This window comes from Streptomyces herbicida (assembly GCF_032656585.1).
GTDB classification, from domain to species: Bacteria; Actinomycetota; Actinomycetes; order Streptomycetales; family Streptomycetaceae; genus Streptomyces; species Streptomyces herbicida.
In genome coordinates this window covers 461612-485113 of the sequence record NZ_JAUYWJ010000005.1, presented here as the reverse complement: position 1 = coordinate 485113, position 23502 = coordinate 461612, and the positions used below count along the sequence as shown (strand labels likewise).

At 72.2% G+C, this 23502-nt stretch carries 23 protein-coding genes; 12 read left to right on the top strand and 11 right to left on the bottom strand.

Annotation, left to right across the window (positions count from 1 at the left end):
* Positions 1-34: 34 nt before the first annotated feature.
* Positions 35-469 (top strand): ATP-binding protein, encoded by a 435-nt coding sequence (locus Q8A52_RS14430; RefSeq protein WP_316751838.1) that lies wholly within the window; start codon positions 35-37, stop codon positions 467-469.
* 71 nt (positions 470-540) lie between these two features.
* Here Q8A52_RS14430 and Q8A52_RS14425 read toward each other — a convergent pair whose 3' ends face one another.
* Positions 541-1362 (bottom strand): methyltransferase domain-containing protein, encoded by an 822-nt coding sequence (locus Q8A52_RS14425; protein WP_316751837.1) that lies wholly within the window; start codon positions 1360-1362, stop codon positions 541-543.
* A gap of 314 nt (positions 1363-1676) precedes the next feature.
* Between Q8A52_RS14425 and Q8A52_RS14420 the strand changes: the two genes are divergently transcribed.
* Together Q8A52_RS14420 and Q8A52_RS14415 are read left to right on the top strand one after the other, a co-directional pair.
* Complete coding sequence (locus Q8A52_RS14420) at positions 1677-3059, top strand: NAD(P)/FAD-dependent oxidoreductase (protein ID WP_316751834.1); 1383 nt, start codon at positions 1677-1679, stop codon at positions 3057-3059.
* Positions 3060-3186: 127 nt separating this feature from the next.
* Positions 3187-5436 (top strand): FUSC family protein, encoded by a 2250-nt coding sequence (locus Q8A52_RS14415; protein ID WP_316751832.1) that lies wholly within the window; start codon positions 3187-3189, stop codon positions 5434-5436.
* An 87-nt stretch (positions 5437-5523) separates the two neighbouring features.
* Here the strand turns inward: Q8A52_RS14415 and Q8A52_RS14410 are convergent, their stop codons facing one another.
* On the bottom strand, positions 5524-6357 hold the full coding sequence (locus Q8A52_RS14410) for a DUF1206 domain-containing protein (protein WP_316751830.1): 834 nt from the start codon (positions 6355-6357) through the stop codon (positions 5524-5526).
* Between the two features lie 129 nt (positions 6358-6486).
* On the opposite strand from Q8A52_RS14410, the gene Q8A52_RS14405 reads away from it, so the two are divergent.
* Both Q8A52_RS14405 and Q8A52_RS14400 read left to right on the top strand, forming a co-directional pair.
* The gene (locus tag Q8A52_RS14405; protein WP_316751828.1) at positions 6487-6711 is read left to right on the top strand and encodes a hypothetical protein; all 225 of its coding nucleotides are present in this window, start codon (positions 6487-6489) and stop codon (positions 6709-6711) included.
* Between the two features lie 273 nt (positions 6712-6984).
* Complete coding sequence (locus Q8A52_RS14400) at positions 6985-7440, top strand: Crp/Fnr family transcriptional regulator (protein ID WP_316751825.1); 456 nt, start codon at positions 6985-6987, stop codon at positions 7438-7440.
* A gap of 4 nt (positions 7441-7444) precedes the next feature.
* On the opposite strand, the gene Q8A52_RS14395 is transcribed toward Q8A52_RS14400, so the two are convergent.
* Positions 7445-8752: an MFS transporter gene (locus Q8A52_RS14395; RefSeq protein ID WP_316751821.1), complete on the bottom strand. Its 1308-nt coding sequence runs from the start codon at positions 8750-8752 to the stop codon at positions 7445-7447.
* Between the two features lie 122 nt (positions 8753-8874).
* Positions 8875-9489, bottom strand: a complete 615-nt coding sequence (locus tag Q8A52_RS14390) for a LysE/ArgO family amino acid transporter (protein ID WP_316751819.1) — start codon at positions 9487-9489, stop codon at positions 8875-8877.
* Positions 9490-9579: 90 nt separating this feature from the next.
* Between Q8A52_RS14390 and Q8A52_RS14385 the strand changes: the two genes are divergently transcribed.
* Positions 9580-10479, top strand: a complete 900-nt coding sequence (locus tag Q8A52_RS14385) for a LysR family transcriptional regulator ArgP (RefSeq protein WP_316751817.1) — start codon at positions 9580-9582, stop codon at positions 10477-10479.
* Positions 10480-10489: 10 nt separating this feature from the next.
* Here the strand turns inward: Q8A52_RS14385 and Q8A52_RS14380 are convergent, their stop codons facing one another.
* Positions 10490-11245 (bottom strand): TetR/AcrR family transcriptional regulator, encoded by a 756-nt coding sequence (locus Q8A52_RS14380; RefSeq protein ID WP_316751814.1) that lies wholly within the window; start codon positions 11243-11245, stop codon positions 10490-10492.
* 124 nt (positions 11246-11369) lie between these two features.
* On the opposite strand from Q8A52_RS14380, the gene Q8A52_RS14375 reads away from it, so the two are divergent.
* Positions 11370-12590: a saccharopine dehydrogenase family protein gene (locus Q8A52_RS14375; RefSeq protein ID WP_316751812.1), complete on the top strand. Its 1221-nt coding sequence runs from the start codon at positions 11370-11372 to the stop codon at positions 12588-12590.
* Between the two features lie 118 nt (positions 12591-12708).
* On the top strand, positions 12709-12957 hold the full coding sequence (locus tag Q8A52_RS14370) for a WhiB family transcriptional regulator (protein ID WP_316751811.1): 249 nt from the start codon (positions 12709-12711) through the stop codon (positions 12955-12957).
* Between the two features lie 16 nt (positions 12958-12973).
* Here the strand turns inward: Q8A52_RS14370 and Q8A52_RS14365 are convergent, their stop codons facing one another.
* The 4 genes from Q8A52_RS14365 to Q8A52_RS14350 form a co-directional block, all read right to left on the bottom strand.
* A complete protein-coding gene (locus Q8A52_RS14365) occupies positions 12974-14803 on the bottom strand; it encodes a sensor histidine kinase (RefSeq protein WP_316751808.1) in 1830 nt (609 codons plus the stop codon).
* Positions 14800-15504, bottom strand: coding sequence for a response regulator transcription factor (locus tag Q8A52_RS14360; RefSeq protein WP_316751806.1), 705 nt, complete (start codon positions 15502-15504; stop codon positions 14800-14802). Before Q8A52_RS14360 ends, Q8A52_RS14365 begins: the two co-directional genes overlap by 4 nt.
* Before the next feature lie 19 nt (positions 15505-15523).
* A complete protein-coding gene (locus tag Q8A52_RS14355) occupies positions 15524-16270 on the bottom strand; it encodes a hypothetical protein (RefSeq protein WP_316751805.1) in 747 nt (248 codons plus the stop codon).
* A 99-nt stretch (positions 16271-16369) separates the two neighbouring features.
* A complete protein-coding gene (locus Q8A52_RS14350; protein WP_316751803.1) occupies positions 16370-17797 on the bottom strand; it encodes a M1 family metallopeptidase in 1428 nt (475 codons plus the stop codon).
* Between the two features lie 179 nt (positions 17798-17976).
* On the opposite strand from Q8A52_RS14350, the gene Q8A52_RS14345 reads away from it, so the two are divergent.
* Complete coding sequence (locus Q8A52_RS14345; RefSeq protein WP_316751801.1) at positions 17977-18327, top strand: DUF488 domain-containing protein; 351 nt, start codon at positions 17977-17979, stop codon at positions 18325-18327.
* 1 nt (position 18328) lies between these two features.
* Here Q8A52_RS14345 and Q8A52_RS14340 read toward each other — a convergent pair whose 3' ends face one another.
* Together Q8A52_RS14340 and Q8A52_RS14335 are read right to left on the bottom strand one after the other, a co-directional pair.
* Positions 18329-20002 (bottom strand): FAD-binding dehydrogenase, encoded by a 1674-nt coding sequence (locus tag Q8A52_RS14340; protein ID WP_316751799.1) that lies wholly within the window; start codon positions 20000-20002, stop codon positions 18329-18331.
* A gap of 17 nt (positions 20003-20019) precedes the next feature.
* Complete coding sequence (locus Q8A52_RS14335) at positions 20020-20655, bottom strand: TetR/AcrR family transcriptional regulator (protein WP_316751797.1); 636 nt, start codon at positions 20653-20655, stop codon at positions 20020-20022.
* A 121-nt stretch (positions 20656-20776) separates the two neighbouring features.
* Between Q8A52_RS14335 and Q8A52_RS14330 the strand changes: the two genes are divergently transcribed.
* The 3 genes from Q8A52_RS14330 to Q8A52_RS14320 all read left to right on the top strand — a co-directional run bounded on the left by Q8A52_RS14330 (position 20777) and on the right by Q8A52_RS14320 (position 23502).
* On the top strand, positions 20777-21403 hold the full coding sequence (locus Q8A52_RS14330) for an alpha-ketoglutarate-dependent dioxygenase AlkB (protein ID WP_316751795.1): 627 nt from the start codon (positions 20777-20779) through the stop codon (positions 21401-21403).
* Between the two features lie 86 nt (positions 21404-21489).
* Positions 21490-22236: an MBL fold metallo-hydrolase gene (locus Q8A52_RS14325; protein WP_316751794.1), complete on the top strand. Its 747-nt coding sequence runs from the start codon at positions 21490-21492 to the stop codon at positions 22234-22236.
* A 30-nt stretch (positions 22237-22266) separates the two neighbouring features.
* Positions 22267-23502 carry a DUF4032 domain-containing protein gene (locus tag Q8A52_RS14320; RefSeq protein WP_316751791.1) on the top strand — a complete coding sequence of 412 codons (1236 nt, stop codon included), beginning with the start codon at positions 22267-22269 and terminating at the stop codon, positions 23500-23502.

Below are 23502 nucleotides of genomic sequence, written 5' to 3'. Positions count from 1 at the left end.
GCAGTCCTACTCTCCCAGGACTGAGGAAGACGAGATGCCGATCGGGCCGCGCTGGGACGACACACCGCCCTCCGAGGAGACGCTGGAGCGTACGTTCTCCTTCCCGGGCGATCTACGGAACGTGACGGGTACACGACTCGCCGCGGAGGAATTCCTGTGTGCTCTCGCACGCAGGTCGCCGCCGGCGGCTCCGGAGTACTGGGACGACATCCTGCTGGTCGTCACAGAACTGGCAGCCAACGTCGTCCAGTACGCGCCGGGCCCCTTCGAACTGCGGATGCGCCGCACGTTCGACGGCGTGCACGTCACGATGCACGACACCAGCACCACCCGGCCGGAGCCGCGGCCGTTCCGGCCCAGCAAGGGCGGGGGCGGCATCGGCTGGCATCTCATTCACACGCTGTGCGAGCAGGTCAGCGTGGTCGTCACGGAGACGGGCAAGGAGGTGCACGCCTTTCTTCGCTGGTGACGGACCTTTCGTCCCGGCGACGGGCGGCCTGGTCACGGCCTGGTGGCGGAACGTTCCCGCATGGTCATCGGTCAGCCTGGGCGATGGGCGACCACGCCGAACATCGTCACGGACATGTGCAGCGCTCCCCGCTCGGCGGCCTCGGCAAGACCGGTGTACGCGGTGTCGCGCTGGGCCTCGGTCAGCAGTCCGCGGCGCACCGCCGACTCGCCCAGCATCCGGATGAGCGGCCAGGCGACGGACCGGTGGTCCTGGAGAAGGGCCTGGGAGCCCCGGTCGTCGACCACGAATCCGGCCGCGGTCAGCTGGCCGACGAGGCGGCGTCCCGAGTAGGGGTTGGCCGCATTGGTGAGGGCGCCCGAGGTCAGTGCCCGCATGATCTCCGGATCGCCGGGGTGCAGGATGGTGGTCGCCCAGTCGGTGTCGAGAAGCGCCACGCGGCCGCCCGGGCGCAGCACCCGGGCCATCTCGGCGACGGCCCGGTCCGGTTCGGCGAGATGCTGGAGCACGCGTTCGCACCACACGACGTCCACCGAGGCGTCGGGCAGGGGCAGCGCGAGGGCGTCGCCGTCCGTGAAGCGCGCCCCGCTGCCGCCCGCGCGATCCTCGGCGACCGCGCGCAGCGCGGGATTCGGCTCGACGCCGAGGGCGGAGCCGTCGGGGCCGACGGCGGCCGCCAGTTCCCGTGTCCATGAACCGGTCCCGCAACCGATGTCCAGTGTCCGCTCGCCGTCCTTGGGCGCGAGCGCCTCGTGGGCCCAGGCGCGCAGCCGTCGTACTCCGGGGTTGGCGTCCTGGACGTCCAGGGCGCCGATGAGGGGTGCCGCCGCTTCGGGATTCCGTGCGTCGATGTTCCGCGTCTGGAAGCCCGAACCGGGCCGTGTCTGCGCCATGTCGCGCACTCTACGACGCGCAGGTCGGGGTGCAGGAGCGTTTTCCGGACGCCGGGTTCGAGCCCGCCGCGACCGGCGCGCGCGCCGTGCCGGGAACCCTCGGACTGCCACAGGCTCAGCAGTACACCGCATATCCGTGCGACACGCGGGTTACTCGGGGCCGCGCAGGGGCATGCTGGTGCCCACGCTTTCGTCTGCCTGCCGGACCCGACTGGCGGAACGATTCGGGCCACGGTGGGATCGATGTGGTGCGAAGCAGCGATCCGGGGCATGCGAACGGCGTCGAGTCGGACCGCCTGGAGCCGCAGAAAGGGATGAACAACGTGACACGACCCAGGATCCTGGTGGTTGGCGCAGGCTTCGCCGGAGTGGAGTGTGTTCGCCGCCTGGAACGGAAACTCGCCCCGGACGAGGCCGACGTCACCCTGGTGACGCCGTCCGCCTACCAGCTCTATCTGCCCCTGCTGCCCCAGGTCGCCTCCGGCGTGCTCACGCCGCAGTCGATCGCCGTGTCGCTGCGCCGGAGCAAGAAGTACCGCACCCGGATCATCCCGGGCGGTGTCATCGGCGTGGACCTCAAGGCCAAGGTCTGCGTGATCCGCACGATAACCGACGAGACCGTCGACGAGTCGTACGACTACCTCGTGCTCGCGCCGGGCAGCGTCACCCGCACCTTCGACATCCCGGGCCTGACCGACTACGCCTTCGGCATGAAGACCCTCGCGGAGGCCGCCTACGTCCGCGACCACGTCATCTCCCAGCTGGACCTCGCCGACGCGAGTCACGACCCGGCGGAGCGCGCGTCGCGGCTGCAGTTCGTGGTGGTCGGCGGCGGCTATGCCGGCACCGAGACCGCCGCCTGTCTGCAGCGGCTGACGCACGCGGCCGTCAAGCGCTATCCGCGGCTGGACCCCGGCCTGATCAAGTGGCATCTGATCGACATCGCGCCGAAGCTGATGCCCGAGCTCGGCGACAAGCTGGGCCGCAGCGCGCAGGAGATCCTGCGCCGCCGTGGCATCGACATCTCGCTGGGCGTGTCCATCGCGAAGGCGGGCCCCGAGGAGGTCACGTTCACCGACGGCCGGGTGGTCCCCACCCGCACGCTGATCTGGACGGCCGGTGTGGTCGCCAGCCCGCTGATCGCCACGCTCGGCGCGGAGACCGTGCGGGGGCGGCTCGTGGTCGACGCCCATATGTCGCTCTCGGGCCACGACGGCGTGTTCGCGCTCGGCGACGCCGCCGCGGTGCCGGACCGGGCCAAGGACGAGGAGGGCGCGGTCTGCCCGCCCACCGCGCAACACGCCATGCGCCAGGGCAGGAGGGTCGCCGACAACGTCATCGCGACGCTCCGCAACCGGCCGCTGCGCCCGTACGAGCACCGGGACCTCGGGCTGGTCGTCGACCTCGGCGGCAAGGACGCGGTGTCCAAGCCGCTGGGCATCGAACTGCGCGGCCTGCCCGCCCAGGTCGTCGCCCGCGGCTACCACTGGTCGGCGCTGCGCACCAATGTCGCCAAGACCCGGGTCATGACCAACTGGCTGCTCAACGCGGTCGCGGGCGACGACTTCGTGCGCACCGGGTTCCAGGCCCGCAAGGCCGCGAGGCTCAAGGACTTCGAGTACACCGACGTCTATATGACGCCCGAACAGGTGCGGGCGTATGTAGAGGGCCGCGGCGGCGCCGGCCCGTCGAGCTGACGAAGGGCACCCTGTCGGCCGCCGCTCGGTTGCGCTCCCGACCGGCGGCCGTCCCAGGTGGCCGGGGGCCGGACCGTGCCATGCTGGGTGCGGGATCACGACGTGACACGGGAAAGAGCAAGACGGCGTGAGGACTGCGGGACGGTCGGTGCGGGCGGAACTGCGGGACCGTCTCGCGGCGTCCGATCCCGGCCTGCTGCGGCTCACGGCGGGCTTGCGGACCGTCCTCGCCATCAGCCTGTCGCTGACCGTTCTGGCCCTGGTGGGGGCCGATGTGACCCTACTGGTGGCCGCCGCCATGGCCGCGATGGTCGCCACCTTCGCCATCCGGGAGAAGCAGCGGGGCCGGCAGGCCGTCACGCTCGCCCTGGGGCTGCCGGTGGCCCTGGTCTCGGTGTCTCTGGGCGCGCTGCTGAGCGCACACGTCGTGGCCGGCGACCTGTTCTTCGTCGCGCTCATCTTCTGCGCCGTCTACGGCCGCCGGTACGGGGACCGCGGTACGGCCCTCGGCCTGATCGGCTTCCAGATCTACTTCCTCTCGCTGTTCGTGCACACGACCGTGCCGACGCTGCCGGGGCTCTACGGCGCGATCGTCGTGGCGTTCCTGTGCGGCGCGGTCGCCCGGTTCGTCCTCGTACCGCAGACGCCCGCGGGCACCCTCGACCGGCTGCGGCGGGCCTTCCGCGCCCGGCTCGCCCAACTCGTCGAGGCCCAGATCGAGTTGCTCGACGCCGGCCCCGCCGACGTGGACAAGGCCCTCGAGGTGGTCCGGGTCAGGACGGCCCGGCTGCACGAGACGGCTCTGCTGATCCAGGGCCGGCTGGAGGACGGGACCTCCGACGAGGCGGTGGCGCGGATGCTCCAGCGCCGGATCGCGGACGCCGAGATCGCCGCCGAGCGGCTCGGGCTGATGCTGCTGACCGCGCGCAGCGCCGAGCGGGCGGACACGCTCACCCTGCATCTGCCGGGCGCGCCCCTTCCCTCCGGGGGTGAGCTGCCGGCGCGCGACGAGTGGGCCGCCGAGCTGCGCCGCGCGCTGGAGGCGCTGCGGCTGCTGGTGCTGCGGCCCGTCGGCGAGGACACGGGGACCGCGCTGTCGCGGCTGCGGAACCGGCTGCTCGGCTACCGGGAGGAGGAGAACCTGCCCGATGCCCCGTCCGCCGTGCAGGACGTCTTCCGGGGCATCGGCGAGGCCGCGCGGGCGGTCCTGGGGCTGCGGATCGCCCTCGACGGGCCGCAGGACGAGTCCGCGGACACCCCCGCGACGACCCGCTCGCGCGAGGAGCTGGACGCGGAGGACGCGGCGATCGGCAGCGAGGAGGAGGACGAGCGGGAGGCGGCGCAGCCCACCGGCCTGCTGCGGCCGACCACGCGGGCGGCCGTGCAAGTGGCGGTCGGATCGGCGCTCGCCATCGTCGGCGGTGAGCTGCTGTCCGGCAATCGCTGGTACTGGGCGGTGCTGACCTGCTGGATCGTGTTCATCAACACCGCGTCCACCGGGGAGATCCTGGTCAAGGGCTATCGCCGGCTGCTCGGCACCGTGTTCGGCGTCGTGGCCGGCATCGCACTGGCGGGACTCGTCGGGCACCACACGTGGACGGCGTTCGGGCTGGTGCTGCTGCTCATCTTCGCGATGTTCTACACCGCACCGCTCTCCTACACACTGATGTCGTTCTTCGTGACGGCGATGCTGGGGCTGCTGTACACACTGCTCAACACCTACAGCACATCGGTCCTGGTGCTGCGCGTGGAGGAGACGGCGCTGGGCGCGGCGTGCGGGGTCTTCGCGGCGGCGGTGGTCCTGCCGGTGCGCACCGACCGCCGTACGAACGAACTCCTGGCCGGCGTGCTGAACCGGCTGGCCGACGTCACCCGGGCCGCGGTGGACCAGTTGAGCGGCGGACCCCCGGCCGATCTCCTCGACCGGGCACGGGAGCTGGACCAGGCGCTGGCCGACCTGCGCGCCTCCACCCAGCCGCTGACCCACCCGATCGCACCGCAGCGGTCGCGCCGGGACACGGCCCGCCATGTCGTGGCCCTGCTGGAGACCTGTGCGTATCACGCCCGTTCGCTGGCGGCCACCGCCGAACTCCTGCCCGCGTACCCCTCGATCGCCGCCGATCCCCGGCTGCGCGGGGTGGGGCGGCGGATCGTGCACAACATCGAGGCGATCGCCGGGCACGTCACCGACCCGCACGCCGGCTCCGCGGTCGAGACCGGCCCCAGCATCGCCTCCCTGCTCAAGCCCGGCACCCTCGCCACCCCGCGCTACGACCGCGTGACCGACCGGGTACTGCGCCATCTGCAACGCCTGGACGAGGCGGTCATGGGTCTGGCCCGCCCCCTCCGAGCGCCACTCGAACCCCGCAAGGCATGACCGCCGAGCGGGAAACGCGCCGCGCACGCAACCGCCCGGCAAGCCCCGACCGGGCACGCACCAGCCCGGCAAGTCCCGACCGCGCGCTCAAACCCGACACCAACGCGCCGCTGCGAACGAGAACACCCCGAACAGCACCAACCCGGCCGCAACCGCCGCCAGTAGCCAGGGCCCCACCGGGGTGGCGGCGAAGGTTCTGAGGGTGCCGTCGAGGCCCTTTGCCTTTTCGGGGCGGTAGGCGATCGCCGCGCTCACGGCGAAGACGCCCGCCGCGGCGAACACGACGCCGCGGGTGAGTCCGCCGGCGACGCCGGTCACGTCGACCCAGCGCCGCGTCCGCTCGGACATCTCGGTGGTCCTGAGGTCCTCGGGGTACACCCGCCGCACGGCCTGGACGCCGATGCACACGCCAGCGACGACGACACCGGCCCCGGCCGCACCGACGAGCCACTGGCCGGCGGGGACGCCGAGTGCGCGTGCCGTGACGTCGCGGGACTGCGCGTCGCTGGACCGGACGCCGCCCGAGCCCGCCGCGAAGGCGAGCACGGACGTGGCGGCGACCGCGTAGAACACGCACCGCGCAAGCCCCAGCAGCCGTTTCCGTGCCGTACGGCCGTCCGGTCCGACGGAGCCGAAGAGCGCCTCGGACAGCCGCCACACGGCCATGCCGACGAGCCCGATGCCCAGCGCCCAGAGCAGGACGGCACCGAACGGCTGGTCCGCGAGCTCGGTGAGCGCCCCGCTGCTGTCCGCCTGCCTCTTCTGGTGGCCGAGGGCGACGCCCAGCGCCAGCAGTCCCACCAGCAGGTAGATGACACCGCGCGCGACGAGACCGGCCCGGGCGGCCCATTCCGTCACCGCGCCCGCCGCCCCGTGACGGGCACGCACCCGCGCACTGCGCAGGACAGCACCGGCGTTCAAGGCAGCCTCGCTTCCTCCCGGTCACGCACTGTGCGCGCAACGGGTTCCGCTCCTCCGACTGACCGCTCCGGGCGCCGCCAAACCCGTGAACGGTCCGATCGGGGCATCGTTTCGGGGTATGGGAACGGTATGACCGACGTCGTGGATTCGAGCGAGCTGTTGCGGCGCATCCAGCGTGGACGGGACTGCGCGGCGGCCGAGGAGCGGGCCTGGCGGGCCCGTGCGGACAACCTGCGGTCGACCGATCCGGAAGGAGCCCGGGAGGCATCCGTACGGGCCTGCGCGTACGAGGCCGTGTTCCGTGCGCTGGACGAGATCGCCGTGCCGGGCAGGCACGGCGACGAGAAGAAGTGAAACCGGTCACGTGACCCGCTCCCGAGTACGCGAAGCCACCGTAGGTGGTTTACCGTTCACGCATACGTGGCCTCGGAGTCGACCGCGACAGTCCTCCCTGTGTCACCGCTTACGGCCCTGGCTGGCTTCCCCCGTCCAGCCAGGGCTTTTTCATGCCCGCAGGCACCGAATCCCGAGGATCTCCGCTCCGCCGAGGTGCTCAGGGCGGCGGCAGCGGCTGAAATGGGTGCAGGGAAAACACCGGAAACCCCCGCCGGCGAGGAGCCCTCCGCGATGACCAAAGCGATAAAACTGCTGACCGCCCTTCCGCAAGTGCAGCGCGAGCGTCTGATGGAGCTGGCACAGGAGGTCTCCTTCCCGGAGGACACCCGGATCTTCGAGGCGGGTGGCACCGCCGACCGCTTCTGGGTGATCCGTTCGGGCGCAGTCAACCTTGATCAGGAGGTGACGTCCCACCAACGGGTGACCGTGGCCACCCTCGGCGCCGGCGACCTCCTCGGCTGGTCGTGGCTGTTCCCGCCGTACCAGTGGGACTTCGGCGCGGTGGCCTTCAGTCCGGTGCGCGCCTATGAGTTCGACGCGGCGGCGGTGCTGGGCCTGTCCGTGGAGGACCCGTTGCTCGGGCTGTCGCTGGTGCGGACCGTCGCCGAGATCCTCGCCCACCGGCTGGAGATGACCCGGGGCAAGCTGATGGACCAGTACTCGCTGCGCCGGCGCGGCCCGCTGTAGGGCCTCAGACGCGGTAGCGGCGCAGTGCCGGCACGGCGGCGGCCAGGCCCAGCATCACGACCACGACCAGCAGGCCGCCGCCCGCGACAGCGGCGCGCGGACCGAAGGCCGAGCCCGCCGTGCCGTGCAGCACGTCGGCCAGACGCGGGCCGCCCGCCACGACGACCGTGAACACGCCCTGCATACGGCCGCGCATCTCGTCGGTGGCCGCGGACAGCAGGATCGCCCCGCGGAAGACCATGGAGACCATGTCGGCAACTCCGGCGGCGGCCAGGAACGCCAGGGCGACCCACAGGTTGCTGGTCAGTCCGAACCCGGCGACGGCCACGCCCCAGCCGACCACCGATCCGATCACCATCCAGCCGTGCCGGCGCGCCCGGGAGAACGTGCCGGAGAACAGCCCGCCGATCACGGCGCCCACGGGGATCCCGGCGAACAGCACACCGAGCGCCAGCCCCTCCCCGTACGACGCGTACGTCTCGGCCGCCAGCTGCGGGAACAGCGCGCGGGGCATGCCGAGCACCATGGCGACGATGTCGGCGAGGAAGGAGAGCAGCAGCACCTTGTGCAGCGAGATGTAGCGGAAGCCCGCCGCGATCTCCCGCCAGCCGGCGCGCCGGGCCACCGCTCGGCTCAGCGGCGGCAGTGCGGGGAGCCGTACGACGGCCCAGACCGTGACGCACAGGGCCAGGGCGTCGATCAGGTACAGCTCGGGCAGGCCGATGACCGGGATCAGCACACCGGCCAGCAGGGGCCCGGCCACCAGCCCGGTCTGCATGACGGTCGACCCCAGGGCGTTGGCTGCGGGCAGCTCCTGCGCGGGCACCAGCCGGGCGATGGAGGCGTTGCGGGCCGGTGCGTTGAGGCCGAAGAACGCCTGCTGCATCGCGAGCAGGACCATCAGCACGACGACCGAGTCGAGCCCGGTCACGGCCTGCGCCCAGAACAGCAGCGAGGTCACGGCTATCCCGCCGTTGGTCACCAGCAGCAGCTTGCGGCGGTCCACGGTGTCGGCGACCGCCCCGCCCCACAGCGCGAACACCACCATCGGCACGAGACCGGCGAGGCTCGCGTAGCCGACCCAGGCCGAGGAGTGCGTGATGTCGTAGATCTGCTTGGGTACGGCGACGGCGGTGAGCTGGCTGCCGACGGCGGTGACGATCGTCGAGGACCACAGCCGGCGGTAGGCGGGGCGGCGCAGCGGGCGGGTGTCCATCGCCCAGCGGCGCCAGCCGCGCCGGGGCGGGGCCGGCGCAGCGGTCGCGTCGGACTGCGGTTCGGTGCTGCTGCCTGTGCTCTCGCTCGTGTCCACGGGCTTCCTGTTGCTCGCTGTGGTTGCTCACTACATCTTTCGATTGCGAGCTCACTATGGCAGCAACTCCGGTAGCTGCAGAAACGCTTTGTCTCACGATCCGGCGGCGCCCGACCCCTGTCTCACGATCCGGCGACGAGCACGGCTCCGAGGCCGATCATCGTCGCGGCGACCAGCCCGTCGAGGACGCGCCAGGCCGACGGGCGGGCGAGGAAGCGGCCGAGCAGCCGGGCGCCGAAGCCCAGGGCGGCGAACCAGCACAGGCTCGCGAGCGCCGCCCCGAGACCGAAGGTCCAGCGCCGGGCGCCGCGGTCGGCGGCGAGGGAGCCGAGCAGGAACACGGTGTCCAGGTAGACGTGCGGGTTGAGCCAGGTCATCGCCAGGCAGGTGAGCACCGCGCGCCTGCGGGAGCCCGCCGCCTCGCCGTCCGTCCTCAGCCCGGTCCCGGGCCTGAGGACGCGGCGGGCGGCGAGGGCGCCGTAGCAGAGCAGGAAGGCGCCACCGATCAGTCCGACCGCGGTCAGCGCACCGGGACACGCCACCACGACGGCCCCCACGCCGCCGACGCCCAGCGTGATGAGCAGGGCGTCGGACAGGGCGCAGATCCCGACGACGGCGAGGACCGCGTCGCGGCGTACCCCCTGGCGCAGGACGAAGGCGTTCTGGGCGCCGATGGCGACGATGAGGGAGAGGCCGGTGCCGAATCCGGCGGCCGCGGCGGTCAAGGCGTTGGACATGTCCTTGACGCTAAGCAAGCGGATCACTGCACGTACAGCTAAAGATTTTTACGTACCATTAGCGCTCGTCATGACGAAGTGAGGGCGCACATGATGTCGGAGCTCCCCCTCGACCAGGTACGGACGCTGCTGGCGGTGGTGGACGAGGGCACGTTCGACGCGGCGGCCGCGGCGTTGCATGTGACGCCGTCGGCGGTCAGTCAGCGGGTGAAGGCGCTGGAGCAGCGCACGGGCCGGGTGCTGCTCCAGCGCACGAAACCGGTGCGGCCCACGGAGTCCGGCGAGGTGCTGGTGCGGTTCGCCCGGCAGCTGGCCCGGCTGGAGCGGGACGCGCGCGGCGAACTTGGCATGAGCGGTGCCGGGGAGCCGACACGGGTGTCGGTCGCGGTGAACGCGGACTCGCTGGCAACTTGGTTCCTCGGGGCGCTGACGCGCGTGCCGCAGGAGCCGCGGCTCTGCTTCGAACTGCGCCGCGAGGACGAGGACCACACGGCGGCGCTGCTGCGCGAGGGGCTGGTGATGGCGGCGGTGACCTCGTCGCCCGACCCCGTTCCCGGCTGCTCGGTGCGCGCCCTGGGCCGGATGCGCTACCTCCCGGTGGCCAACCCCGCTTTCGCCGAAGCGCATCCGGGCGGGCCGCTGCGGGACACGCTCACCGCGGCGCCGGTGGTGGTCTTCGACCGGCGGGACGACTTCCAGGACGCCTTCGTGCGCACGCTGTCGCAGGGCCGTGGGGCGGCGAGCGCGCTGCGGCACTACGTTCCGACGTCGGAGGGCTTCGCGGAGGCCGTGGCCGCGGGCCTCGGCTGGGGCATGGTGCCCGAGGCCCAGGCCGACCCGCTCCTGCGCACCGGCCGCCTCGTCCGCCTCGCACCGCGGCGGTCGGTCGACGTCCCGCTGTTCTGGCAGCAGTGGAAGCTCGACTCCCCCGCGCTGGCGGCGCTGGCCGAGGCAGTGGTGGCCACGGCCGCGGAGACACTGCACGGGTAGCGACACCGCATCAGGAACCGGGCTTCGCCGACCGGCGGTTCCCCGCCTCGGCCGGCTCCGGCCCCGTACGGGCCGCCAGGGTGCCGGCCGCGCTGTCCAGGAGCATGTCCAGGGCGGTCGGATAGGCGCTGGTGGGCATGCGGGCGGCGAGGAGCAGGGCCGCCTCGGCGATGCGGGGGTGGGTGGCGCGCGGCAGACGGGCGTAGGTCGAGTTCCACTTGTCGTCGTCGGCCCGCTGGGAGGCGCTCGGCAGGGCCAGGGACGCGGCGTCGAGGGCGGCGAAGGCCAGCGTCTGGTCGATGAAGGCGTGGTAGACGCGAACCGTCTCCGGCAGCGGGAAGCCCGCCCTGCGCAGCACGTCCAGGACGGCCTCGTCGGCGGCCAGCTCGTGCGCCCGTCCGGTGACCCGGTTCGCGGTGAGCAGGGCCGCCTGCGGGTGCGCGACATACGCTGCGTGGATGCGCAGCCCGATCGCCCGCAGGTCCGCCCGCCACTCCCCCGTCGGCTCCCAGCCCCGCAGCGCCTGCCCGATGAGCGCGTCGCCGATGGCCAGGGTCAGGTCGTCCATACCGCGGAAGTAGCGGTACAGCGTACTGGGGTCGCAGTCCAGGGCCAGGCCCAGCCGGCGCGCGGTGAGCCCGGCGCTGCCGTGTTCGCGCAGCATGCGCAGCGCGGTCTCGACGATCAGCCGCTCGGACAGCACGGTGCCGCTCCTGGTCGGCCGGCGCCGCCGCCGCTTCTCCTCGGGCACCACCGGTTTCGGCATGCTCCACCCTCCCGCGAGCGCTCTTATGCCAACGCCATTGACCTTACGTGAGCCCGGGGCGTTGTATCTCGGGCCAGGGCGCGCCTGTCTTCGACTTCGACATTCGATCGTGAGGGATTTCGCCATGCGTGTGCTGCTCGTGGGAGCAGGCGGTGTCGGCACCGCCATCACCCGGATCGCCGCCCGGCGTCCGTTCTTCGACCTGATGGTCGTCGCCGACTACGACCTCGCACGGGCCGAGGCGGCGGTCGCGGCGCTCGGCGCCGACGCCTCCCGGTTCCGCGCCGAGCGCGTGGACGCCGGCGACGAGTCGGCCGTGGCTGAGCTGCTGGCCCGCCACGGCTGCGACGCGCTCCTCAACGCCACCGACCCGCGCTTCGTCATGCCCCTGTTCCGGGCGGCACGGTCGGCCGGCGCCACCTACCTCGACATGGCGATGTCCCTGTCGCGGCCGCACGCCGAGCGTCCGTACGAGGAGTGCGGGATCAAGCTGGGCGACGAGCAGTTCGAGCTGGCCGCCGACTGGGAGAAGGCGGGCGCGCTGGCGCTCGTCGGCATGGGCGTGGAACCCGGCCTGTCGGACGTGTTCGCCCGGTACGCCGCCGACGAACTCTTCGACGAGATCGAAGAGATCGGCATCCGTGACGGCGCGAACCTCACCGTCGACGGCCACGACTTCGCTCCGTCGTTCAGCATCTGGACCACCATCGAGGAGTGTCTGAACCCGCCGGTGGTGTACGAGGCGGAGCGCGGCTGGTTCACCACCGCGCCGTTCAGCGAGCCGGAGGTCTTCGACTTCCCCGACGGGATCGGTCCGGTGGAGTGCGTGAACGTCGAGCACGAGGAGGTGCTGCTCGTACCGCGCTGGGTCGACGCCCGGCGGGTCACCTTCAAGTACGGGCTGGGACGGGAGTTCATCGAGACACTCAAGACGCTGCACCTGCTGGGCCTCGACCGCACCGACCCGGTGACCGTGCCGGGCGCCGACGGACCGGTCGCGGTGTCGCCGCGGGACGTGGTCGCCGCCTGTCTGCCCGACCCGGCGACGCTGGGCGACCGCATGCGCGGCAAGACCTGTGCGGGTACCTGGGTGCGCGGCACCAAGGACGGCGCGCCGCGCGAGGTGTATCTGTACCACGTGGTCGACAACCAGTGGTCCATGGCGGAGTACGGCTGCCAGGCCGTGGTGTGGCAGACGGCGGTCAACCCGGTCGTCGCCCTCGAACTCCTCGCCGATGGTGCCTGGTCCGGCTCGGGTGTCCTCGGCCCGGAGGCGTTCCCGGCCCGCCCGTTCCTGGACCTGCTGACCGCCTACGGCTCGCCCTGGGGCATGCGGGAGCAGTGAGCCCGTTCCCGGTCGCTCTCCCGAGAACTCATGTGTTTCACAGCCGGGTCGACGGTGACCCGAACTCGCGTTACACATGTGCAAGGGCGCGGACGACATCGATCGCAGGTGACTTCCCATGGGCGACTGGCGAGAGCAGGCCTCATGCCGCCACAAGGACCCCGACCTCTTCTTCCCGATCGGCACCACAGGACCGGCGATGCTGCAAACACAGCGGGCCAAGGCGGTCTGCGGGCGGTGCCGGGTCCGGGAGCAGTGCCTGGAGTGGGCGCTGGAGACGGGCCAGTGCGTCGGCATCTGGGGCGGCACGACGGAAATGGAACGGCGCGCGCTGAACCGGCGCGTCGGCATACGGCGGCGCCCCTGAGGGCGCGGGCCGTTCCTCACCCGTCCTGCGGCGCCGCCGTGCCCGGCAGCCGCAGTGTGAACACGGCACCCTTCCCCGGCTCGCCCGCCGCCTCGGCCGTACCGTCGTGGGCGGCGATCAGGTGGCGGACGATGGGCAGGCCCAGACCGCTGCCGCCGGTGCGGCGGGAGCGGGATTTCTCGGCGCGCCAGAACCGGTCGAAGACATGCGGCAGATCCTCCGGCGCGATGCCGGTGCCGGTGTCGGTGACGGTGAGGACGACCCGGTCGCCGTCGCGGCGGGCGGCCAGGGTGACCGTGCCGTCGGCGGGCGTGTGGCGCAGGGCGTTGGAGACCAGGTTGCCGAGGGCCTGCCGCATCCGCACGGGGTCGGCGTCCAGCCAGGGGTCGCCGTCGGTCCCGGTGCGCAGGGTGACCCCGGCCGCGTCGGCCGCGACGCGGTGTGCGGCGGCCACCTGGTGGAGCAGTTCTTCGGCGCGGACCGGCTCGGGGTGCAGGCGCAGGGTGCCCGCGTCGGCGGCGGCCAGGTCCTGGAGGTCGTCGATGATGCGCTGGAGGACGAGGGCCTCCTCGTGCAGGGAGCCCAGCAGCGCGGGATCGGGGTCCACGAGTCCGTCCCGGGTCACCTCCAGCCAGCCGCGGATGTTGGTGAGCGGGCTGCGCAGTTCATGGGCGATGTCGCTGACCATCGCCCTGCGCTGGGCCTCGAGACGTTCCCGCCGCTCGGTGAGGTCGTTGAACGCCGCGGCCAGCAGACCGATCTCGTCCCGCGTGCGCACCCGCGCCCGCACGTGCAGTTCCGGTGGCTGTTGCGCGGCCACCGTCAGCGCGCGCAGCGGTCGTACCAGACGGGTGGCGACCACCGCGGTGACGGCGACCGTGACGGCGAGGACCAGGCCGGCCGCGCCGACGATCTTGGCCTTGTTGGCCGGGGACATGTCGAAGCGGGGCACGCTCTGGTCCCCGATGCCGAGGAACAGCTCGGCCACGGGAGCGACGTAGGGATCGAGTTGGGCGCGGCGGGCGCTGTCGACGCAGCCCTGGACGCTCCGGGTCGTCCTCGGGTCGCCCATCCTGGCGAACTTCGTCGGGAAGAGCCGCGTCGCGGAGGTATTGCCCCCGGGATCGAAGGCGACGAACAGCGGGGAGCCGAGGTGGACGCCCTTGTCCGCCAGGCAGGTCCGGGCGCCCTGTTCCAGGGCCGCGCGGGCTCTCTCCTCGGTGCGGGTCGGCTCGTTCAGCCCGTAGCCGCACGTGACGGTCCCCCCGTAGTCGCCCGCGGCGGTGCCGTCCTCGTCGGTAAGGAAGGGCCGGCCGCTGGGGGTGTGCGCCAAGGTGACGCGGATGCTGTAGCGGTCGTAGCAGATCCGCTGCTTCCTGGCCACCTCGTCCAGGTGCGCGCGTTCCCCGGCCGACAGCCGGTACGGGCCGACCGCGCGCGGGTCGATGCCGCTGAGCTGGGCGCCGGACTCGGTGTAGGTGTCGGTGTGCAGGGGGTCGACGGCGGCGGCGGGCCGGGGCGGCAGCGGGGTGCCGTGAGGCGCGGAGTCGGCGATGAGGGTGCGGTCGGCGGTGGTGAGCGCGATCCGGCGGCGGCTCTTCGCGGCCAGCGCCCTGACCGTGTGCCGTACGCCGGTCCAGTCGGGGTGGGTCGCGGCGTATCCGCTGAGCCGGGCGAGGATGTTGTTGTCGGCGGCGAGGTCCTGGCCCTGTTCCTCCTCCAGGGCGCTGGTGGTGGTCGTGACCGCGAGCCAGGCGGTGGCGGCCACGGAGCAGACGGCGATCAGCACCGAGGCGAACAGCAGCCGGACGAGCAGCCGTTTGCGCCACGGTATCCGGGGCTTCACGGCTGGCCGCCGCTCAGCTTGTAGCCGACCCCGAACACGGTCACCAGCCGTACCGGCCGGCGCGGATCGGCCTCGATCTTCCGGCGCAGATTCATGATGTGGACGTCGACGGCCCGTTCGGTGGAGGACCGGTCGAAGCCGCGGGTGCACTGCAGCAGTTGCCGTCGCGAGAACACCCGGTCCGGCTCACCCGCCATGGCCAGCAGGATCTGGAACTCGGCCGGGGTGCACTCCACCGGCATGCCGTCGCAGCGCACTTCGTGCCGTACCGGGTCGATGCGGATGCCGCCCGCGCGGACGACGGGATCCTCCCGCACCCCGACGCCGCGCCCGCTGCGCCGCAGGACCGTGCGGATGCGGGCCATCAGTTCGCGCGGGCTGTACGGCTTGGTGAGGTAGTCGTCGGCACCCAGCTCCAGGCCGAGCAGGACGTCGTCCTCCGCCGAGCGGGCGGTGAGCATCAGTACGGGGATCTCGGCGTTGTCCTGCGCGCCGCGCAGCACCCGGCACACGCCGAAGCCGTCGATCACCGGGAGCATCAGGTCGAGGACCACGAGGTCGGGTCTCAGTCTGCGGGCCGCGTCCAGGGCGGCCGAGCCGTCGTGGACCACGGTGGCGGTGTGGCCCTCCGCCAGCAGGGAACGGCGTATGAGTTCGGCCTGCATCTCGTCGTCCTCGGCGACCAGCACATGTGCGCACACGGGGCGGATCCTAGGCGGTTCAGAGGGCGAGCCGGTCGGCGTGCCCCATCACGACGACGGGATGCCGGCCGGGGTCGAGGGCGAGGCGCAGTGCTTTCATGTGCGCCTCCGCGATGCCGATGCGGCCATGGGTCGGGCCGCCGTGGCCGGCGTGGAACCGGATGCCGCCGCCCCGGCCCGCGCCGAGGGGGCGGGTCCCGTCGAGGAGTGGGGTGCCGGGCTTGCGGTTGCAGTCGACGGCGATCACATGGCCGAAGGAGCCGGCCGGCGGCTCGCCCGCAAAACCGGTGCCGGGCGAGACGAATCCGGTGGAGCGGTGGTACGGCAGCCGGGTGCCGGGGGCGCGGAGCAGGCCTCCGGCCTCGGTGAGGGTGTGGACGCCGACCGGCGAGCGCAGGTGCCGGGCCGTGTGGTGGTCGCTCCAGCCGCGCAGCGCGTTGTGTGCGGACCGGGCGGCTCCCGCCTGCCGGCCCGCTTCGGTGCGCTCGTGCGGGACCACGGTCGATTCGGGCGAGTCCTTGCCGTGGCCGGTCGCCACGACCACCTGACGCGAACGGCCGGGTGTCGCGTTCCGGCCCTTGGGGCCGAGACCGGGGATCCGCTGCGCGGCCGCCTCGGCCGACGGCTCCGGGGCCCGCCTCGCCGTCGGCCTCCGGCTGTGACTCGGGGGCGTCTTCGGGCGCGGAGTGGCCTCGGCGCGGCCTTCGCATCCGGTCAGTGGGAGGGGGGATGCGAGGAGCGCGACGGCGGTTCTGCGATCGATCATGCTCCGACCCTGGCCGAGACTTGTGAGGAACTCGTCAGGTTCCACGGCCTGTTCCTCCGGTGCGCTGCGGTGGACGCACCGGAGGATCCCGTGGTCGCCCTACGCCTTGCCCGGCTTGCCCTGGGTGTACAGCCAGGTCCGGAACAGTCCGTCCAGCTGCTTGCCGGACTCCCGCTCGGCCAGCTTCACGAACTGCGCCGTCGTCCCGTGCCCGCCCCGGTGCTCGGCGGCCCACGCGCGCAGGATGCAGAAGAACGTCTGGTCGCCGACGGTCTTGCGCAGTTCGTGCAGGGCCATGGCGCCGCGGGCGTAGACCGGCGTGCCGAAGATGTTCGCGCCGCTGCCGGGGTTGCCGGGCGGATACGCCCACAGGTCGTCGCTCGCGCGGGTGGCATACAGCTTGTCGAAGGTCTTCTGGGCGCTGTCGCCGCCGTGCTGTTCCTGGTAGAGCCATTCGGCGTAGGTGGCGAAGCCCTCGTTGAGCCAGATGTCCTTCCAGGCGGTGAGGGAAACGGAGTCGCCGAACCACTGGTGGGCGTTCTCGTGGACGAGGGTGCTCAGGTCGGGCGCCGAGTCGTACACCGGTCGGGTCTGGGTCTCCAGGGCGAACCCGACGTCCGGCGCCCGGTCGACGATCGAGCCGGCGGCGCGGTACGGGTAGGGGCCGAAGATCCTGCTCTCCCACTCCAGCACCGAGGGCAGCTTCTTCAGGACGGGCGCCGCGGCGTTCGCCTCGCGCGGGTCGACGGCGTTGTACACCTGGATGCCGTCGCGGGTGGTGTACCGCTCGACCTTGAACTTGCCTATGGTCGCCGTGGCGAGATAGGCGGCCATGGGCTCGGTCTCGCGCCAGCGGTAGGTGGTGTGTCCGTGCGCGGTGCGCTGTCCCAGGAAGACGCCGTTGGCGACCGCGGTGCGTCCCTGGGGGACGGTGATCCTGAAGTCGTACGAGGACTTGTCCTTGGGGTGGCTGTTCGCCGGGAACCAGGTCATCGCGCCCTGCGGCTCACCGGCGACGAATGCTCCGTCGTCGGTGGGTATCCATCCGTCGGAGGAGCCGTCCGGGTCGGTGACCGGCCTGGGGGTGCCGTGGTAGGTGACCTTGACGCGGAAGTCCTGGCCCTTGTGCAGCGCCCGGTGCGGGGTGACCACGAGTTCCTGTCCGTCGCGGCGGAAGTCCGCCGTGGTGCCGTCGACGGTGAGGCGGGTGACCTTGAGGCCCTTGAGGTCGAGGTCGAAGCGGGTCAGCTTCTGGGTGGCGCGGGCGCTGAGGACCGCCGTGCCGTCGAGGTGGCGGGAGGCGGTGTCGTAGCGCAGGGTCAGGCCGTAGTGGCGGACGTGGTAGCCGCCGTTGCCCTCGAGCGGGAAGTACGGGTCACCCACGCCGGAGGCGCCGTTGGTCCCGGCTGCGGCCGGTCCGGCGGCGGCCAGCAGTGCCGCCACGGCGACGGGGACGGTGGCGAGGACCGCCTCGCGGCGGAGGACTGCGGTGCGTCGTCTGTCGGCCTGCCTGCGGATTGGCGTCACGTGCGCTCCCTGGGGGGTGACGGATGATCAAACGCACCACAGACTAGGCGGCCGAGCTGACCAAAATCCCCCTCGTTCAGGTCAAGTTACACCGCGTCGCCGATCAGAAACGGTCGCCGACGCGAGTGGAAACAGTAGGCTGCAGGCTCCCCGCCCACCCTTTCGACGGAGGCCCGTGCATGAGCGTCCGCGTGCGCCGGATCTACGAACCGCCCGAGGCCGAGGACGGCTTGCGCGTCCTGGCCGACCGCCTCTGGCCGCGCGGTGTGTCCAAGGACGCGGCCCAGGTGGACGAGTGGCCCAAGGCCCTCACGCCGTCCACCGAGCTGCGCCACTGGTATCACGCGGGCGAGGGCTCTTTCGAGGAGTTCCGCAGGCGATACGAGGCGGAGCTCGCCGCGCCGGAGGCCGCCGAGCTCCTCGACGGCCTCCGGGAGGCGGCCCGCAAGGGCCCGGTGACGCTGCTGACCGCCTCCAAGACCCCCGACGAGAGTCACGCCTCGGTGCTTGCGCGGCTCCTGACGGACTGACTCAGGCCGTCTGCTTCGCCGCGGCCCGTCCGGCCGCGCGCCCGGAGAAGAGGCAGCCGCCGAGGAAGGTGCCCTCCAGGGCGTTGTAGCCGTGGACACCGCCACCGCCGAAGCCGGCGACCTCGCCCGCCGCGTACAGCCCGCCGATGGGCCGTCCGTCGGCGCCCAGGGCGCGGGAGTCGAGGTCGGTCTGGATGCCGCCGAGGGTCTTGCGGGTGAGCACGTGCAGCCTGACGCCGATCAGCGGGCCGGCCGCCGGGTCGAGGATGCGGTGCGGGCCGGCGACCCGGCCGAGGCGGTCGCCGATGTAGCGGCGGGCGTTGCGGATGCCCTGGACCTGGGAGTCCTTGCTGTAGGGATTGGCGATCTGCAGGTCGCGCGCCTCGATCTGGCGGCGCACCTCCGCAGCGTCGAGCAGCGCCTTGTCCGTGAGGCCGTTCATCTTCTCGACGAGCTTCTCGAGGGTGTCCGCGGTCACGAAGTCCGCGCCGTTGCGCAGGAAGGCCTGCACCGGTCCGGGCGCGCCCTTGCCGAGCAGCCGGTCGCGCAGCACCGCCTTTCGGTCCTTGGCGGTGATGTCCGGGTTCTGCTCGGAGCCCGACAGCGCGAACTCCTTCTCGATGATCTTCCGGGTGAGGACGAACCAGGAGTGGTCGTGACCCGCGATGTCCTCGGTGGTGCGCAGATGCCGGAGCGTGCCGAGGGTGTCGTAGCCGGGCAGGCAGGGGTCGGGCAGGCGGCGGCCGAGGGCGTCCAGCCAGATGGAGGAGGGGCCGGGCAGGATGCGGATGCCGTGGCCGGGCCAGATGGGGTTCCAGTTGTGCAGGCCCTCGGTGTAGTGCCACATGCGGTCCCGGTTGACCAGCCGTACGCCCGCGTCCGCGCTGATGTCGAGCATCCGTCCGTCGACGTAGTCGGGGACGCCCGTAACCATCTCGGTGGGGGGCGTGCCGAGCCGATCGGGCCAGTAGCGGCGGACGATGTCGTGGTTGGCGCCGATGCCGCCGGTGGTGACGACCACGGCCTGGGCGGTGAGTTCGAACTCGCCGATCCGGTCGCGGTTGGAGGCCACTCCCCGCGGCGAGTCGTCGCCGGCGAGGACCGTGCCGCGCACCCCGCGCGCCGCCCCCTCCTCGATGACCAGCTCGTCCACCTGGTGGCGGTGGAAGAAGGTGAGCAGCCCGTCACGCGCGGCCTGCTGGGCGTACCGCGCGAACGGCTCGACGACGCCCGTGCCGGTGCCCCAGGCGATGTGGAAGCGCGGTACGGAGTTGCCGTGGCCGTCCGCGCGCAGGTCGCCGCGCTCGGCCCAGCCGACCGTGGGCAGCAGCGAGATGCCGTGGCCCTCCAGCCAGGACCGCTTCTCCCCCGCCGCGAACTCGACATAGGCGCGGGCCCAGCGCACCGCCCAGGAGTCCTCGTCCTCGACGCGGTCGAACCCGGCACTGCCCCGCCAGTCGTTCCAGGCGAGATCGAAGGAGTCCTTGATACCGAGGCGGCGCTGCTCCGGGGAGTCGACGAGGAAGAGCCCGCCGAAGGACCAGAACGCCTGACCGCCGAGGTTGGCGGCGTTCTCCTGGTCGACCAGGGCGACGCGCCTGCCCCGGCTGGTGAGTTCGTGCGCCGCGACCAGGCCCGCGAGGCCCGCTCCGACGACGATGACGTCCGCGTCCATGGCGACCGTTCCCTTCCCTATGCGACTCGTTCGGGGGCGCCGCCCCCATCGGTCAGCAGCGCGGTGAGCAGTTGCCTGAGCCAGGCGCGGGCGGTCTCGACGTCCCGGTCCAGCAGCAGTTGGGTAGTGACCCCGTCGTACGCGGCGACCACGGCGTGCGCCGCTGCGTCGGCATCGCCGAGCACGGCGGGCAGTTCGGTGTGGCCCCTGGCCCGTGAGAGCCGGTCGGCGATGGCGCTTCTGAGGCGGGCCCGGTGGTCGAGGAGGGTCCGGGCGACCTCGGGGTCACGGGCGGCGTGCACCAGGAAGTCGGTCTTGACGAGCAGCCAGTCCACGTCCAGCAGCAGCACCTCGGTGACCCGGTCCACGGAAGCGGGCACGTCCAGGTCGGGGCCGTCGCCGGCGAGCGCGTGGCTCACCTGCTGCGCGATGAGGTCCGCGCGTTCCCGGTACAGGGCGAAGAACAGCTCGTCGAGGGTGGCGAAGTTCGAGTAGAAGGCGCCCCGGCTGAACCCGGCGGCCTCGCAGACCTCCTCGATGGACACCCGCCCGAAGCCCTTCGCGGCGAACACGCCGAATGCGGCCTCGAGCAGCCGCGCCCGGGTGTGGACCCGGCGCCTGGTCACGCGCTTGGCCGTGCCCTCCATCACCATGTCCGTCCTCCGTTCGATACGTGAATGTATCGGATACACCAATGTATCGAAAGAGCTCCGCCGGGATCCGTCCACCAAGATCCGAAGGGAACATGTTTTCGATTAGGAGTACGCTGCTCCCATGGCCACGCACCTCCAGGGCTCCCTGTTCGACCAGACCGACGAGCTGCGGCTCGGCGCCCTCGACGGGATGCGCCGGACCCGGCTCGGCTCCGGCGCCTGGATCGACGTACTGCCCGGCTGGCTGAGCGGCGGCGACGCCCTGTTCGAACAGCTGGCCGCGGACGTGCCCTGGCGTGCGGAGCGCCGCAAGATGTACGACAACGTCGTGGACGTTCCGCGGCTGCTCGCCTTCTACGGCGCTGACGACCCGCTGCCGCACCCGGTCCTGGCCGAGGCCCGCGCGGCGCTCTCCCGGCACTACGCAGACGAGCTCGGCGAGCCCTTCTCCACCGCCGGGCTGTGCTACTACCGCGACGGCCGGGACAGCGTCGCCTGGCACGGCGACCGGATCGGCCGGGGCGCGCGCGAGGACACGATGGTCGCCATCCTCTCCGTGGGCGCGCCCAGGGACCTGCTGCTGCGCCCGGTGGGCGGCGGCGACACGATCCGGCGCCCGCTCGGCCACGGCGATCTCATCGTGATGGGCGGCTCCTGCCAGCGCACCTGGGAGCACTGCGTCCCCAAGACGGCGCGCGCCACCGGTCCGCGCATCAGCGTCCAGTACCGCCCGCACGGCGTGCAATGAGTGCCCGCAACCCCGCCCGACGCGGACCCCCCGCCATCTGGTTGGCTGTCCCCCGTCGAACGGCGCGCTCACACCTCGGGAAGACCATGCGGGCAGACGTACACCAAGTGGCGGACGGCACCTACCTGGTGCACGGCAGCAACACCAACTGGGTGATCCTCACGGAGGGGGACGCCGCGACACTGGTGGACACCGGCTACCCCGGGGACCGGCAGCAGCTCCTCGACTCGCTCGCCGCCGTGGGCAGTTCACCTGAGGCCGTGGCTGCCGTCCTGATCACCCACGCCCACAACGACCACCTCGGCTCGGCCGAGTACCTGCGCAGCACGTACGGCACGCCGGTCCACCTCCATGAGGCCGAAGTCCCGCACGCCCGCCGTGACTTCCTCCAGCAGGTGACCGTCGGCCAGGTGGTGCGCAACGCCTGGCGGCCGGGCGTCGTGCCGTGGCTGGTGCACGTGCTGCGCGTCGGCGGGGCGGAGCAGCACCCCGTCACCGCTCCCGAGGCCTTCCCCCGCGCGGGAGCCCTCGACCTGCCGGGCCGGCCCGTCCCGGTGCACACCCCCGGCCACACGGACGGCCACTGCGTCTACCACCTGCCGCGGGCCGGGATCGTGGTCTCCGGCGACGCCCTGGTCACCGGCCATGCCACCGCACGTGCCGAGGGCCCGCAGCTGCTGCCCGACATGTTCCACCACGAGCGCGCCCGCGCGGTGGCCTCGCTGGACCTGATCGAGGCACTGGACGGCGACACCCTGCTGCCCGGCCACGGCCCGGTCCACTGCGGTCCCGTGAGCAGGGCCGCCCAGCAGGCCCGGGAGCGGGCGCACTGAAGCCCGCTACGCGGCCTTAGGGTTCCTCCCATGGCACTGCAGATCAGCGCGACCAACCCGGAGCACCCCGCGCTCCTGCTCGAACTCCCCTGGGACGTGCCCCTGGAGGAGTGGCCCGAGGAGCATCTCGTGCCGCTGCCCCGGGGCATCTCCCGGCACGTCGTGCGCTATGCCCGGGCCGGCGACGAGGTGATCGCCGTCAAGGAGCTCGCGGAGCGGCCCGCGCTGCGCGAGTACGAGCTGCTGCGCGACCTGGACCGGCTGGGCATCCCCGCGGTGGACCCGCTGGCCGTCATCACCGGACGCACCGACGGCGGCGGCGCCCCGCTGGAGTCGGTGCTGGTCACCCGACACCTGGGCGGCTCGATGCCGTACCGCTCGATGTTCGAGACGACCATGCGCCCGGCGACCATGCACCGTCTGATGGACGCCCTCGCCGTGCTGCTGGTCCGGCTGCATCTGGCCGGGTTCGCCTGGGGCGACTGCTCGCTGTCCAACACGCTGTTCCGGCGGGACGCGGGCGCGTACGCGGCCTATCTGGTGGACGCGGAGACCGGCGACCTGCACCCGCGGCTCAGCCCGGGGCAGCGGGACTACGACCTCGATCTCGCGCGGGTGAACATCAGCGGCGAACTGCTGGACCTGGAGGCGTCGGGGGCTCTGCACCCGTCCGTCGACCCGATCGAGTTCGGCTCGGAGATCTGCGCCCGCTACCGGAGCCTGTGGCAGGAGCTGACCCGTACGTCCGTGTACCCGGCGGGCAAGTACCACTACATAGAACGCCGGATACGGCGCCTGAACGACCTCGGCTTCGACGTGGCCGAGATGCAGATCGAGCACTCCCCCGACGGCGACACGGTGACGTTCGTACCGAAGGTCGTCGACGCCGGCCACCACCAGCGCCAGCTGCTGCGCCTGACCGGACTGGACACCGAGGAGAACCAGGCCCGCAGGCTGCTCAACGACCTGGAGAGCTGGATGGCCACCCAGGACGACTACGGGCCCGGCGATCCCCTCGCCGCGCGCCCGGAGGTGCTGGCCCACCGCTGGGTGCGGGACGTGTTCCGGCCCACCGTGCGCGCCGTACCGCTCGATCTGCGCGGCTCCATGGACTCTGCCGAGATCTACCACGAGCTGCTCGAACACCGCTGGTACCTGTCCGAGCGGGCGCAGCAGGACATAGGCCTGGACACGGCGGTCCAGGCCTACATCGACAACGTCCTCCCCAAGGCGCGCGAGACGCTGGAGCCGACCGCTCCGGAGTAG

What these genes read in the sequence shown, in the direction of transcription:
- Q8A52_RS14430 (WP_316751838.1), top strand. Translation starts at nt 35, where the DNA reads ATGCCGATCGGGCCGCGCTGGGACGACACACCGCCCTCCGAGGAGACG.
- Q8A52_RS14425 (WP_316751837.1), bottom strand. Translation starts at nt 1,362, where the DNA reads ATGGCGCAGACACGGCCCGGTTCGGGCTTCCAGACGCGGAACATCGAC.
- Q8A52_RS14420 (WP_316751834.1), top strand. Translation starts at nt 1,677, where the DNA reads ATGAACAACGTGACACGACCCAGGATCCTGGTGGTTGGCGCAGGCTTC.
- Q8A52_RS14405 (WP_316751828.1), top strand. Translation starts at nt 6,487, where the DNA reads ATGACCGACGTCGTGGATTCGAGCGAGCTGTTGCGGCGCATCCAGCGT.
- Q8A52_RS14400 (WP_316751825.1), top strand. Translation starts at nt 6,985, where the DNA reads ATGACCAAAGCGATAAAACTGCTGACCGCCCTTCCGCAAGTGCAGCGC.
- Q8A52_RS14390 (WP_316751819.1), bottom strand. Translation starts at nt 9,489, where the DNA reads ATGTCCAACGCCTTGACCGCCGCGGCCGCCGGATTCGGCACCGGCCTC.
- Q8A52_RS14385 (WP_316751817.1), top strand. Translation starts at nt 9,580, where the DNA reads ATGATGTCGGAGCTCCCCCTCGACCAGGTACGGACGCTGCTGGCGGTG.
- Q8A52_RS14380 (WP_316751814.1), bottom strand. Translation starts at nt 11,245, where the DNA reads ATGCCGAAACCGGTGGTGCCCGAGGAGAAGCGGCGGCGGCGCCGGCCG.
- Q8A52_RS14375 (WP_316751812.1), top strand. Translation starts at nt 11,370, where the DNA reads ATGCGTGTGCTGCTCGTGGGAGCAGGCGGTGTCGGCACCGCCATCACC.
- Q8A52_RS14370 (WP_316751811.1), top strand. Translation starts at nt 12,709, where the DNA reads ATGGGCGACTGGCGAGAGCAGGCCTCATGCCGCCACAAGGACCCCGAC.
- Q8A52_RS14355 (WP_316751805.1), bottom strand. Translation starts at nt 16,270, where the DNA reads ATGATCGATCGCAGAACCGCCGTCGCGCTCCTCGCATCCCCCCTCCCA.
- Q8A52_RS14345 (WP_316751801.1), top strand. Translation starts at nt 17,977, where the DNA reads ATGAGCGTCCGCGTGCGCCGGATCTACGAACCGCCCGAGGCCGAGGAC.
- Q8A52_RS14340 (WP_316751799.1), bottom strand. Translation starts at nt 20,002, where the DNA reads ATGGACGCGGACGTCATCGTCGTCGGAGCGGGCCTCGCGGGCCTGGTC.
- Q8A52_RS14335 (WP_316751797.1), bottom strand. Translation starts at nt 20,655, where the DNA reads ATGGTGATGGAGGGCACGGCCAAGCGCGTGACCAGGCGCCGGGTCCAC.
- Q8A52_RS14330 (WP_316751795.1), top strand. Translation starts at nt 20,777, where the DNA reads ATGGCCACGCACCTCCAGGGCTCCCTGTTCGACCAGACCGACGAGCTG.
- Q8A52_RS14325 (WP_316751794.1), top strand. Translation starts at nt 21,490, where the DNA reads ATGCGGGCAGACGTACACCAAGTGGCGGACGGCACCTACCTGGTGCAC.
- Q8A52_RS14320 (WP_316751791.1), top strand. Translation starts at nt 22,267, where the DNA reads ATGGCACTGCAGATCAGCGCGACCAACCCGGAGCACCCCGCGCTCCTG.